11 protein-coding genes, 2 pseudogenes and 1 riboswitch are annotated in these 12,359 nt (G+C 66.1%); of the genes and pseudogenes, 5 read left to right on the top strand and 8 right to left on the bottom strand.

The annotated features are described in order from the left end of the window. From GPA22_RS21840 to GPA22_RS21830, 3 genes and pseudogenes are all read right to left on the bottom strand, one after another. Positions 1-301, bottom strand: a pseudogene (locus tag GPA22_RS21840) (DUF3108 domain-containing protein); the annotation flags it as partial. Between the two features lie 129 nt (positions 302-430). Continuing rightward, positions 431-835 (bottom strand): VOC family protein, encoded by a 405-nt coding sequence (locus GPA22_RS21835; RefSeq protein ID WP_169258180.1) that lies wholly within the window; start codon positions 833-835, stop codon positions 431-433. An 82-nt stretch (positions 836-917) separates the two neighbouring features. Then, the gene (locus GPA22_RS21830) at positions 918-1,865 is read right to left on the bottom strand and encodes a LysR family transcriptional regulator (RefSeq protein WP_169258179.1); all 948 of its coding nucleotides are present in this window, start codon (positions 1,863-1,865) and stop codon (positions 918-920) included. A 126-nt stretch (positions 1,866-1,991) separates the two neighbouring features. Between GPA22_RS21830 and GPA22_RS21825 the strand changes: the two genes are divergently transcribed. Then, positions 1,992-2,630, top strand: a complete 639-nt coding sequence (locus GPA22_RS21825) for an NAD(P)-dependent oxidoreductase (protein ID WP_169258178.1) — start codon at positions 1,992-1,994, stop codon at positions 2,628-2,630. Positions 2,631-2,673: 43 nt separating this feature from the next. Here GPA22_RS21825 and GPA22_RS21820 read toward each other — a convergent pair whose 3' ends face one another. The 3 genes from GPA22_RS21820 to GPA22_RS21810 form a co-directional block, all read right to left on the bottom strand. Next, positions 2,674-2,940, bottom strand: a complete 267-nt coding sequence (locus tag GPA22_RS21820; protein WP_343036117.1) for a MoaD/ThiS family protein — start codon at positions 2,938-2,940, stop codon at positions 2,674-2,676. Between the two features lie 79 nt (positions 2,941-3,019). Continuing rightward, positions 3,020-4,141 carry a beta propeller repeat protein gene (locus GPA22_RS21815; protein WP_169258177.1) on the bottom strand — a complete coding sequence of 374 codons (1,122 nt, stop codon included), beginning with the start codon at positions 4,139-4,141 and terminating at the stop codon, positions 3,020-3,022. A 137-nt stretch (positions 4,142-4,278) separates the two neighbouring features. After that, entirely contained in the window at positions 4,279-4,569 is a 291-nt protein-coding gene (locus GPA22_RS21810) for a hypothetical protein (protein WP_169258176.1), read from the bottom strand. Positions 4,570-4,844: 275 nt separating this feature from the next. Between GPA22_RS21810 and GPA22_RS21805 the strand changes: the two genes are divergently transcribed. The 3 genes from GPA22_RS21805 (at position 4,845) to GPA22_RS21795 (ending at position 8,361) form a co-directional block, all read left to right on the top strand. Next, a complete protein-coding gene (locus GPA22_RS21805) occupies positions 4,845-5,513 on the top strand; it encodes a response regulator transcription factor (protein ID WP_169258175.1) in 669 nt (222 codons plus the stop codon). A gap of 327 nt (positions 5,514-5,840) precedes the next feature. Then, positions 5,841-7,385, top strand: coding sequence for a hypothetical protein (locus tag GPA22_RS21800; RefSeq protein WP_169258174.1), 1,545 nt, complete (start codon positions 5,841-5,843; stop codon positions 7,383-7,385). A 280-nt stretch (positions 7,386-7,665) separates the two neighbouring features. After that, the gene (locus tag GPA22_RS21795; RefSeq protein ID WP_169258173.1) at positions 7,666-8,361 is read left to right on the top strand and encodes a DsbA family protein; all 696 of its coding nucleotides are present in this window, start codon (positions 7,666-7,668) and stop codon (positions 8,359-8,361) included. 26 nt (positions 8,362-8,387) lie between these two features. Here the strand turns inward: GPA22_RS21795 and GPA22_RS21790 are convergent, their stop codons facing one another. Together GPA22_RS21790 and GPA22_RS21785 are read right to left on the bottom strand one after the other, a co-directional pair. Further along, positions 8,388-10,364: a peptidase M11 gene (locus GPA22_RS21790; protein ID WP_169258172.1), complete on the bottom strand. Its 1,977-nt coding sequence runs from the start codon at positions 10,362-10,364 to the stop codon at positions 8,388-8,390. Positions 10,365-10,476: 112 nt separating this feature from the next. Further along, positions 10,477-10,563, bottom strand: a riboswitch (cyclic di-GMP riboswitch). A 227-nt stretch (positions 10,564-10,790) separates the two neighbouring features. Next, entirely contained in the window at positions 10,791-11,567 is a 777-nt protein-coding gene (locus tag GPA22_RS21785) for a ferredoxin--NADP reductase (protein WP_169258171.1), read from the bottom strand. A 325-nt stretch (positions 11,568-11,892) separates the two neighbouring features. Here GPA22_RS21785 and GPA22_RS21780 point away from each other — a divergent pair. Beyond that, a pseudogene (locus tag GPA22_RS21780) lies at positions 11,893-12,359 on the top strand (nitroreductase); the annotation flags it as partial.

Here is a 12,359-nt window from a genome sequence, read left to right as displayed (position 1 = left end):
GCGAAACGCTCGCGGAGCTCGACCGCGCCACGGGTGAATTCCGCGGTGCCGGCACCCGCGATGCGCTGCCCGACGACGCCCTGGGGCGGGGGGGCTTTTTCGCCGGTGGCGGCGCCGGCGGCGGCGCCTCGCTCACGGCGATCTGCGGCGCGGCGCGCACGAGCGTCACGTCGAGCCGCTTCAGCTCGGGCAGCGGACGCAGGTCGACCTGCGGGCCGATCAGCACCGCGAGGTGCAGCAGCAGCGACAGCGCGATGCCCAGCAGCAGCGGGCGCGACAGCACGGGAGAGGAGGCAGGCATCGATTCGGTCATTGATCGTTGCCCGTCACGGCCCGCGCGTCGAATGACGACGGCATCGGCGGGGCAGGCGCGCGCAATTCTAGCGCGAGTTCGCCGCCCGTGCCGCCGCCGTGCGAAAAAGCGTTGCCGTCAGTGGGGGTGGGCGTCGGGTTCCATGTAGACGAGTTCCCAGGTGTGGCCGTCGAGGTCCTCGAAGGCGTGCTCGTACATGAAGCCGTGGTCCTTGTCCTCGCGCGCGACCCGGCCGCCCGCGGCGACGGCTTTCGCGACCAGCTCCTTCACGTGCGCGCGGCTGTCGCAGGACAGGCACAGCAGCACTTCGGTGCTCTGCGTGGTGTCGCACACGCTCTTCTTCGTGAAGGTGCGGAAGAACGGTTCGGCGAGCAGCATCGCGAAGATGTTGTCTTCGATAACCATGCAGGCCCCGTTGTCGTTGCTGAACTTCGGCTCGAAACTGAAGCCGAGCGCCGAGAAGAACTCGCGCGTCCGCGGCAGGTCGCGCACCGGGAGATTCACGTAGATCTGTCTGGCCATGTCGCGCTCCAAGGGACGGGCATGGTTCAACATAGCCAAAAGCAAGTGATTTGCAATTGCGCGCGGGACGGGTCGGCAGGATTCAGGCGGCAGCGGACGCAGGGCAGTTGCCGAAGCACTGTTCCAGGCGTTGCTGCAACCGGTTGCGGTAGAAGTCGACGAACTTGCGCACGCGCGCCGGCTGGTGCCGCCCCGGCGCATACACCGCGTACAGGCCGCCGCCCGACGGTGACCAGTCGGGCAGCACGCGCACGAGGCGGCCGCTGTCGATCGCGGGCTTCGCGCTGAACTGGTCGAGCGCCGAGATGCCTGCGCCGCCTTCGAGCAGGGCGCGCAGTGCGGCGGCGGAATCGGCGCGCAGGTGGCTGCGGGTGCGCACGCTGCAGCTTTCCCCGTCCGCGTTGGTGAAGGTCCAGGTCAGCGGCGTCGGCAGCAGGGTCAGGGCGACCCATTCGTGCCGGGCGAGTTCTTCCGGGCGCTGCGGCAGCCCGGCGCGCGCGAGGTAGTCGGGCGCGGCGACGATGTACTGCGCGAAGTCGGCGAGCTTGACCGCGCGCAGCGACGAGTCGCGCAGCCAGCCCATACGGAAGCTCACGTCGAGGCCTTCCTCGACGAGGTCGACGACCTGGTCGCTGGTGCGCAGGTCGATGTGCAGGCGCGGGTGCTGCGCCGCGAACTCGGCGACCACCCGGCCGAGGGCCTGCACCGCGTGATCGACGGTGCAGCCGATGCGCAGCGTGCCGCTCAGTTCCGCCGCAGGGCTGCCAAGCTGGGTCAGCGCTTCCTCGATGCCGCGCAGCCGTGGCACGCACTCCGCATAGAGCGTGTGGCCGGCCTCGGTGAGGGCGACGCGCCGCGTGGTGCGGCTGACGAGGCTGATGCCGAGCTGCGCCTCGAGCCGGCTGATTTCGGTGCTGACCTTGGCCTTGGCGATGCCCAGGCGATCGGCCGCGGCCGTGAAGCCGCCGGCTTCGGCGAGGGCGGCGAAGATCACCAGTCCATTGAGGTCGATGCGGTCTGAGAGGCCCATGAGGTGTCCGGATTGTTTGTGGATTGAAAACATTGAATTGTCCACTGGAATCTTTTTCAAAACAATCTCCGCTGCGATGATGGCGTCGCTCCAGCCCCAACCCCTCCCATCGAACAGGTGAAACGCATGAACATCGTACTCATCGGCGCGTCCGGCTACGTCGGCTCCGCCTTGCTGAAGGAAGCGCTGGCACGCGGCCATCGCGTGACCGCGCTTGTCTCCAATCCCGCACGGCTCGCGCCGCAGCCGGGCCTCGAAATCGTCAAGGCGGACGTGCTCGACACCGCGGCGCTGGCGGCGCGGCTGGCGGGACACGAGGCGCTGGTCAGCGCCTTCAGCGGCCACGCCCAGGCGGACGTGCGCGGCTACTACGTGCAGGGCATGCGCTCGATCATCGCCGCGGCGAAGCAGGCCCGCGTGCCGCGTCTGCTGGTGGTCGGCGGTGCCGGCAGCCTGGAGGTCGCGCCGGGCGTGCAGCTCGTCGACACCGCCGAATTCCCGGCAGCGTGGAAGGGCACGGCCGAAGGCGCGCGCGATGCGCTGACATTGCTGCGCGACGAGGCGGAGCTCGACTGGACGATGCTGAGCCCCTCGGCGTATCTCGAACCCGGCGAGCGCACCGGCCGCTTCCGCCTCGGCACCGAGCAGCTGCTCGTCGACGCGCAGGGCGAGAGCCGCATCTCGCTCGAGGACTACGCGGTGGCGATGATCGACGAGCTGGAACGCCCCGCGCATTCGCGCCGGCGCTTCACGGTCGGTTACTGACCCGCGCGCGGGTCCGTGCGAGCGGGGGCGCCCCGGCTGCCGGTCAGCCGCCGCTGAGCGCCCCGACGACGACGAGTTCGTCGCCGGCGGCGAGTGGGCACGACAGCGCGAGGGCGGGTTCGCGGTTGACGAAGAAGCGCACGTGCGGGCGGATCGCGCCGTGCTCGTCGACGACGCGAAAGCGCAGCCCGGGATAGCGCCGGTCGAGGTCGGCCAGCACCTCGCCCAGCGTCGCACCTTCGGCGGCGAGCTGCGACTGGCCGCCGGTGTAGCTGTAGAGCTGACCGGGGACGACGACGCGGATGCTCACTGGACGACCCTCCTGTCGCTGCGCGACACCCTCCCCACGGGAGGAAGAGCGCCCCCTTCGGGCGGCCGGGCAGGGGCGCTCATGGCGCGACCGTGGCGGCTTCCACCGAGAAGATCTCCGGCAGGTGTTCGGCGAGGCACAGCCAGGTTTCGCCCTCGTCGTGGCTGCCCCACAGCTGGCCGCCGGTGGTGCCGAAATACAGGCCGAGCGGCGTGCCGGCGTCGGCGCAGAAGGCCTGGCGCTTCACCGTCCACCACGCGTGCCCGCGCGGCAGGCCGTTGTCCTGGCGCTCCCAGCTTTCGCCGCCGTCGCGGCTGCGATACGCGGCGGGCTTGCCGCCGGGCGAGGTGCGCGGCCAGTTCTCGGTGCCGTCCATCGGGAACACCCACAGCGTGTCGGGATCGCGCGGGTGCAGCACGATGGGGAAGCCGATGTCGCCGACTTCCGTCGGCATCGCCCTGCCGATGCGCCGCCAGCGGTCGCCCGGGCGGTCGAGGCGGTAGATGCCGCAGTGGTTCTGCTGGTACAGGCGGTCCGGCGCGAGTGGGTGCAGCGCGACGCGGTGCGGGTCGTGGCCGACGTCGGCATCCGGGTCGGGGAGGAAGTCGGCGGCGACGCCGCGGTTGAGCGCGCGCCAGTTCGCGCCGGCATCCGTGGTCTCGAAGGTGCCGCCCGACGACAGCGACACGTACAGGTGGCGGGCGTCGCGCGGGTCGATGCAGATCGAGTGAAGCGGCGGCCCGCCCGGAATCGGGCCGATCACCTCGCGCAGGTTGGGCAGGAGTTCGTGGTTGAAGCCGCGCACTTCCTGCCAGGTGTCGCCGCCGTCCTCGGAGCGGAAGAGGCCCGGGGGCACGGTGCCGGCGTACCACACGCCGGGCTCGGCGGCGTGGCCGGGCGCGAGCCAGAACACGACGTCGACGCTGGGCGCCTTCGGGTCGTCGGACGGCGCGAACGCGGGCGGCTTCGTCGCCTCCTGCCAGTGTGCGCCGAGGTCGGTCGAGCGGAACACGGTCGGTCCGAGATGGCCGGGGCGCGTGCCCAGCAGCAGCGTCCTGCGGTCGCGCGGGTCGAGCACCATGTGATGCACCGCCGAGCCGAGGAAATGGGGACCCGTGAGGCGCCACTCGCGCCGGGCGGCGTCGGTGTGAAGGAGGAACGCACCCTTGCGCGTTCCGATCAGCAGTACGCTCTCTTCCATGCGTTCGCCCTCCTGAGAGTCCTCAGAATAGCCCGCGGAGGCGGCGAAACAAGCCCGTCTTGATGGCGCGGGCGCGCCGCCGGAACGAAAAAGCCGGCCCTGGGGCCGGCCTGCGTCGGGGTCGGGGAGAGGGGCTCTTACTTGGCCGCCTTCATCTCGGCCTGGCACTTCTTCATGAACGAGTGCTTCGCTGCGCCGGCCAACGCCTTGCCGTTCTTGTCGAGCGCCTTCGCCGAGCATTCGTTCATTGCCATGTCGGCGTGGCACTTCTTCATGAAGGACGTCTTCGCGGCGCCGGCGAGCGCCTTGCCGTTCTTGTCGACGGCCTTCGCTTCGCAGGCGGCGTCGGACGCATGGGCGAACATGGGGGCGGCGAGGAACAGGGTGGCGAGGACAGATGCAACGAGGGGAACGATCTTGCGGGACATGCGCTTGTCTCCTGGTCGGCCGGACAGCGGCGCCGTCCGGGGGAAGGGAATGCTGCCTTCGTGCTGCGCCCGCTAATATACGCCCCGTTCATGCGTTTTGGGTGTCAGCAAGACGTCGCGCACGGGAAAAAAACACCGTCGTGCGTGAAGTCTCACTGCGGGGAGTGCAGCACGTGACACTTGGAAACAAGTGGCCTATAAGATTAGATCAGGCTAATAAGAAAAACACCAAAATAAGAAGGCCGGTCAGGTCATGCCAAGGGAGGTTGACCGTGATGGAAACGAACGCCCCAACGGCACTGGTCGCGAGTCCGGATGTCCGCTTCTGCGAAGCGGTCGGAGCGGCTGCGGATCAGGCAGGTGTCCAACCCGTAGCGCAGGTGGCTAGTTACCTGAAGCTGACGACGTTGCTCGACGCCGTCAAACCCGACATTCTGGTATTCGATGCGGATCCGCTTGGAACCGGGGCGGGGCGGGTGCTTGCATCCCTCCACCAGCACTCCGGGACAGCGATCCTGATGGCAACCAGTGCCCTGTCCGACAAGCGCGTGTCGGACGGGCTATTGCAGGGCGTGTGCGGGTTCATTACGAAAAGCTGTGACAGCTGCGAGTATGCGAATGCGATGCGCGCGATCCGTCGCGGGGAGATCTGGCTCGGGCGCGAAAGGCTCGCCCTTGCGCTGGCGAGCCTCATCGACACCATCAATCTGCCAGCCCAGTCCCGCGAGATCACGACCGTCGCGGAAAAGCTGAGCCCCCGGGAAGAAGAGATCGTCCGGCTGATCTCCCGTGGCTGTACGAACAAGGAAGTCGCCAAGGCGCTGGGTATGAGCGACAAGACCGTGAAGGCGCACCTGAGCCACATTTTTGCCAAGCTGGGCGTCAACCGGCGCGCCCAGCTGACCCAGCCGCGCAATCCTGCCGGCGCGCCCCTGGTCAACTGACCCGGCGCATCCGGGGCACTCCGTCACCAAGCTCCGGATCGCCCCGCGCGACTGCGCCGGACCTTCTTTCCGGTGCTCGGCGGTATATCCGGTTGGCCGTTTCATGGCCTAGGCCGTAGAGCCTAGGCTATCGGGCCTAGGCCACCGGAGCGCCATTCCAAGCGCATCCGTCTGCTATCCATAAATGAACATCGGTTCGCTCGATGGGATGACTGTGCGCCGATGACAGACAGGGAAATCTCGCAAAAGAACAACGGATTTCCCCTGCCAGGGCCGCCCTTGGCCCTTGACCGGGCGGAACTTGCCCGAAGCGGATAGGAGGATCTCATGAGGATGGTGACGAGATGGCTGCGGTCGTGTGTGCGCTTCATCAGCGTGACGGCCTTGGCTACGGGAGGGCTGCTGCTTGGGGCGCCGCCTGCCTCGGCGCAGAGTTGTATGCAGGATGTGTGGATGGCGCACGGCAATACGCAGGGTCTGACGTGTACCGCCAATGACGTGACGCTGTCTGCGGCAACCAACCTTTGTGTCGTAGTTTCCCCGCCCGGAGGACCGCGGGACCTGAACAATGATGGTTGCCAAGATCCAAACCAACAAGGGCAATTCACCTGCGTCTCTGGCCAGAGCTTCACTTTCACCGCGGACTTCACGATGCCGCTGACGGCCCAGGCGCGTTACGACCTCGGTCTCTACATCGCGACGGACGGGGGCGGGAGCGACGGCGCCTTGACGGGACAGTGCACGCCGAATGTGGTCACCGCAGCGAATTCGGCGACCTTTCACAACAAGGATGCGGGCTCTGATATTTGCGGCGACATCGACGACACCCACAATCCGCAGGTCATCCACCAGTCCATCACCACCGTGTGTACCGACACCAATGGCGACGGCAAGGTGAATCTGCCGTGGTGTACGAGTTGGCGTCAGCCGGGTTCGAACGAGGTTTGCGACTCGGGCACGTTTACGACCGCAGGCGGCTTTGATGCCTACCCGGGATCGCCGTCGAAGTGCAATTGCGGCAACCTCAACATTGACGTCTTCCTCGAGACGGCGAGCATCACCGTGGATAAGACGGCGTCGCCGACAACCGTGCTGGAAACGGGCGGGTCCGTAACGTACACCGTTTCGGTGACCAACAACGCGCAACTGTCGAACGTGACGCTGGATACCCTGACGGACAACCTGTACGGCGACATCACGACGACCGGTCACAACGGAATTACCGCCACAACCTGCGCGGCGGAAACGACGATCCCGGCCGAAAGCAACGACCAACCGCCGCCGAACAGTGCGAACCCCTACATTTGCACCTTTACGGTGGCGATGGGAGGTGGCAACAAGGATGCGGTCGTGACGGACATCGTCACAGTGTGTGGAACCGACCAGTTTGGGCACTCGAATCTTTGCGACGATGATCCGGCCTCGGTGACCTATATCGACGTGGCGACTGATCCGGCGCTGTTGAAGACGGCGCACGCAGTGCAGGCGGTTCAGGTTGACGTGCAGTACAGCGTTACGGCGACCAACAACTCCGCGGTCGATACGCTGACGCTGAGTTCGCTCAGCGACGACAAGTTCGGCAATCTCTCCGCGACGAGCAGCAGTATTTTGAGTACCGACTGCCTTCAGTTGAGGGGGGGAGCATCGCCGGTGACCCAATTGCCGGTGACAATTCCGCCGGGCGGCAGTTACACGTGCACGTTCGTCGGCAGGATCACCAGTGTCATCAACGGCCAGCACGTCAACACGGCCTCCGCGACGGCATCGGACGAGGATGGCGTTACCTATCCGCGCGCTTCCCCGCCGCGTCCAGCTAATGCGCCGGACTTTACCGACACTGCGACCGTCAACATCAGCGTGACGATCCCGTAACGGTTGCACGCACTGCCCCGATCGGGGGTGACCCGACGGTCCTCTCCTCAAACCCGGGAGAGGCCATGAGGATCCCCGCGGGGCAACCCGATCAATGGAAGAAAGTTCGGGCCCCCTTGATCGGGTAACTGGTCGAGGGGGTTCGCACAACCAGCAGTTCAGGCCGCTTGATCACGCACATGGAAGGTATGCCATGAACAGAATGAGCTTATGCGCGGCGATAACGGGCTTGTCCCTTGCCGGTTTGCCTGCGCCGGCCTTGGCGCAGAAGACAGGGGAGATGGAACAGTTGCGGCGTGACGTGGAAGCCATGCAGCAGAGCCAGGATGCCCTGCGCAAGGATCTCGACGAACTCAAGAAGCAGCTCCAGGCGCGCATGCCACCACCGCCGCCGCCTCTCGTGCAATCCATCGAAGCCGTCGTTGCGATCGGCGACGCCCCGGTGAAGGGCGTGCGCGACGCGCAACTCACGGTGATGGAGTTTTCCGATTACCAGTGCCCCTTCTGCAAGCGCCATGCGGACAATTCGCTGCCGCAGATCGACAAGGACTATATTGCCACGGGCAAGGTGCGTTACGTATTCCGCGACTTTCCCTTGGAGTCCATCCATCCGCAGGCTTTCAAGGCGGCCGAGGCAGCGCACTGCGCGGGCGAGCAAGGGCGGTACTGGGACATGCACGACCGCCTCTTCGCCAACCAGCAGGCACTCGCCGTCGAACGCTTGATGGACCATGCTGCGTCCTTGCAGCTTGACGCCGCGCCGTTCAAGCAATGCCTGGATGGTGGCAAGTACGCTGAACGCATTCGCGTCGATATCGCCGAGGGGCGCAAGCTGACCGTGACCGGCACGCCGACCTTGCTGCTGGGGATGAGCGCCGACGGCAGCATGAAGAACGTGCGCATCATGCGCGGAGCCCAGGCCTACACGCTCCTCAAGCAGGAACTCGACAAGCTGCTGGTGGAGAGCAAGCAGTAGAGATCGACCGGAAGCGATCGCGAAGCTTACTGGACGTTGAAGGACACGGCAGTGCTCGCAGATTGTCCGTTGAAGGTCGCGACCATGCCGGTCTGGTACGTCCCGACGGGGTCGGGCTTCTTGAGCTGGAGCTGGTACAGGGCCTTGCCGTCGCTTCCGGTGGTTGCGCTGCCCTTTACCTGCGTACCGTTGGCCTTCGTGATCGTGAAGGACACCGCGGCACCCGCCACCGGCACGCCGCCGGCATTGACGCTGGCTGTCAGGCTGACAGTCTGGCCGCGGAGGTAGCTCGCCTGGCTGGTCGAGCCGGTTGCGGTGAGCAGAGCGGAGGACGCGGAGCCTCCCGCGCCGAACCGCACCGTGACCAGAGCGATCGTCGCGGACACCGTATCAGTCGTGATGCTCACGCCGGTAGCCGGATCCGTGAACGTCCCGCCTGCCGTCAGCGCCGGGTCTTTCCAGTCCAGGTACAGGGTGGTTCCGCTGTTCGGCGTCATATCGAGGAGGCTGGCGCTGTTGCCGTTGGAGGTGGTGGCGGTATGGATCAGCACGCCGTTGAGCACGTTGGTGTTGCCGGCGAGGACGCTATCGAATCCCGCGGCCTGGCGAAACTCGACGTAGTACCACGCTTGCTGTCCGGTTAGCGGGTCGATGCCTTTCGGGATCTTCAGGGCTTTCGGACCCGTTCCGCTGGCGGCGTACGGTTCAAGGGTGAAGACGCCGTCGCTCGTGACGGTGGTGATCGGCGCCGATGCGGCCGTGTTCAGCCATCCCAGGCGTTCCTTCTGGAAGGCACTGTAGTGGCCGGTGCTCGAAGAGCCCATCATGTCGAACTGGTCGCCATACTCGATGGTGGTGCAGCTCGCACCGAGGGTGTCGGCGCCGCAGTCATTCGAGTGCGCGTGGAACAGGCCGATGGCGTGTCCGAGTTCGTGCGCCGTCACGCCGATCTTGAGTTCGCCGGTGATCCACGAGTTCGACGGGCTACCACCCACCGACGACAGTCCCCACCAGCCGCAGGCGATCTGCGGGAACGCGTAGACGAGGTGGGTGTATGCGGACAGGTTGTATCCCGCCGCCGTCGCAGCGGCCTGGGCCTGCGTGGCAATCGCCGAGGTATCGCACACGCTGGAACTGTTGGCGATCGTGAACCAGTTCGTGACATCCGTGTTCAGCCACATCTGCTGGTGCGAGTTCTCGAGAAAGAAGTCGTTGGTCGTCGTCAGTACGGATTTCGCGAAATCGGGGGTGTAGGGCTGGATCGGGTTGTCCTGGAAGTTGACCAGAATGACCAGCGTCTTGTGCTCGCCCAGCGCCGTGGTGCTCGGTGCTGACGTCCCGCCGTTGCTGCCGCCGTTTGCGCCACCCCTGGCGGCCAGGGTCAGGCTGGTTTCGCCCGACTCGAGGGCCATCGAGCTGTCCAGCCGGACGCCCTTGGCGCGCACCTCGGTGCCGGTGAGCAGGCCTGGCGGCTGGGTCCTGAAGTGCAGGGAAATGCGCTGGCCCTGCGGTGTGCGCAGGTAATGAACCAGCCGCGCCTTCTTGTTTGGATACTCTTCGTAGAACACCTCGAGTTCGCCCGTGAGGTCCACATGCTGTTCGAGGGCGTTCCGCACCTGGGCGGGCATGTCCGCGCGAGCGCTGGGTGAAAGGGCGAGTCGCAGCGCGGAGGCGGGGTCGTTCCTGATGAGTTCGGCGAGGAGGGCCTTGCGTTCCGTAATCGCGGCGGCCAGTTCATCGAGCCGTGCGGGCTGCTGATGGGTGGGCGCGACGCGGTACTGGGCGTGCAGGTCCGCGAGGGACTGGGTCAGTTGCTCGGCGCGCGCTGCCTTGGAGGTCAGGGTGGCGCCGAGAGGGGCTTCGCCGCCGTCAGCCGCCGTTGATGGTGCGGCCGAAACCGTCGTTGCGGATGAAAACGCGAGCAGCGCCGTGAAGAGGCCGACGCAGGCGAGGCGCGCAAGGTGGGTTGCGCGGCGCCGCATCGCGTTGGTGTTCGATTTCATTGCAGTACTCCCTGTAAAACTTACAACAGCGACAGGGAGTACTGCGGACTCCGCGCATTGGCGCGGCGGACAGGCGACGTGGCGGGATCTCTCGATCCACCGGGACTCGTAACCTGGCAGTCCCGCTGTCATGAGGCCGAAGCCTTTTGGACCGGTGACTTTGCGTCCCCGCCTTTCGACGGGTTTGCCCTTTTCAGGACGGTCGGGAGTGTGCGCCGACCGTATGTGCAGTTTACGGCAAAACTGCCCCGAACTTTAGCCATTTGATGGCGGGATGTTATTAATATGCAAAGGTTTTTTACAGAAAACCGATATATGCTGATGACATTGATCGGAGGTCCGCAGGACGGCCATCCGCGACGGATCGGGGCGTAAACGAAAAATGCCGGCCCAAGGACCGGCATTTCATTTGTGAGCGGGCTGCGCTTACTTTTCGACGAAGGCGTGCTCGATCACGTAGTCGCCCGGTTCGCCGATGCGCTTGGACATGTGGAAGCCGCGCTTGTCGAGGAGTTCGCGCGAGCTCTTGAGCATCGCGGCGCTGCCGCAGATCATCACGCGGTCGACGGCGCGGTCGAGCGGGGGCAGGCCGATGTCCTCGAAGAGCTTGCCGCTTTCGATCAGGTCGGTGAAGCGGCCCTGGTTGCGGAAGGGCTCGCGCGTCACGGTCGGGTAGTAGATCAGCTTCTCGCGCACCGCTTCGCCGAGGAATTCGTGCTGCGGCAGTTCGTGCGTGATGTAGTGCTCGTAGGCGACTTCGCTGACGTAGCGCACGCCGTGGATCAGGACCACCTTCTCGAAGCGTTCATACACGTCGAGGTCGCGGATCACGCTCATGAAGGGCGCGAGGCCGGTGCCGGTCGAGAACAGGTACAGGTGCTTGCCGGGCAGCAGGTCGTGCAGCACCAGCGTGCCGGTGGGCTTGCGCGAGATCAGGATGTCGTCGCCGGGCTGGACCTTCTGCAGGCGCGAGGTCAGCGGGCCGTCGGGCACCTTGATGCTGAAGAATTCGAGGTTTTCCTCGTAGTTCGCACTCGCGATCGAGTAGGCGCGCATCAGCGGGCGGCCGTCGACTTCCAGCCCGATCATGACGAACTGGCCGTTCTCGTAGCGCAGCGCGCGGTCGCGTGTCGTGGTGAAGGAGAACAGCGTGTCGTTCCAGTGATGCACGCTGACGATCTTTTCGGTGATGAATGCTGCCATGGCTGCTTGTTCGGGTTTTGGGCGGAAGGCGTGAATTGTACTGCTGCAATGCAGCGCGGGGAGAAATATGTAGTAATCAGTTGGTTATAAGAGAAGGCGAGGGTAGATCGGGGGGCACGGCTGCATGCGGAATCGCCGGCGCCGGAACGCGATCGGCCGGCCGGGGTCGATGAAAGATGCTGCGGGTGAGTTGGCGGAGAACATGGCGGAAAAGGCAAGGCGGCCGGGTGTGAGGCCGGTGGCGACGCGCCGGGCTGTGCGGGCGCGCCGGGTGGGGACGACGAGGGGGGCGAGGATCGTGAATGCGGATGCGAGGGAGCCGGTCATGCCGTCCGCGGCCGCGGAGGCCGTTCGCGCCTACCATGAGCGCAGCAAGCACCGGCCGGAGCGCTATGCGCCGGGCCCCGGCAGGCTCGACTGGGCGAACCAGCCGGACCCGTGGCGCACCTGGGACGGAGCGCCGCGCACGGCCCTGCCGCTCGCGGCGGACGGCCTCGCGACGCGCCATGCCGCGCTGCGACGCGGCGAGCTGACGCCGCCCGCGCCGTTCGATCGCGCGCATCTGGGCATCCTGTTCGAGCTGTCGCTGGCGCTGTCGGCGTGGAAGGAGTTCGCCGGTTCGCGCTGGGCGCTGCGCTGCAACCCGTCGAGCGGGAACCTGCATCCGACCGAGGGCTACCTGATCGCGCCGTCCCTGCCGGGCATCGCGGCCGGCGTGCATCACTACCTGAGCCGCGAGCACGCGCTGGAGCAGCGTGCGGGCCACGAGGTGGGCAGGGAAGGGGGCTGGGG

Origin of the sequence: Aromatoleum toluvorans, from assembly GCF_012910905.1 — a bacterium.
Lineage (GTDB): Bacteria > Pseudomonadota > Gammaproteobacteria > Burkholderiales > Rhodocyclaceae > Aromatoleum > Aromatoleum toluvorans.
This window is presented reverse-complemented; position numbering and strand designations above follow the sequence as displayed.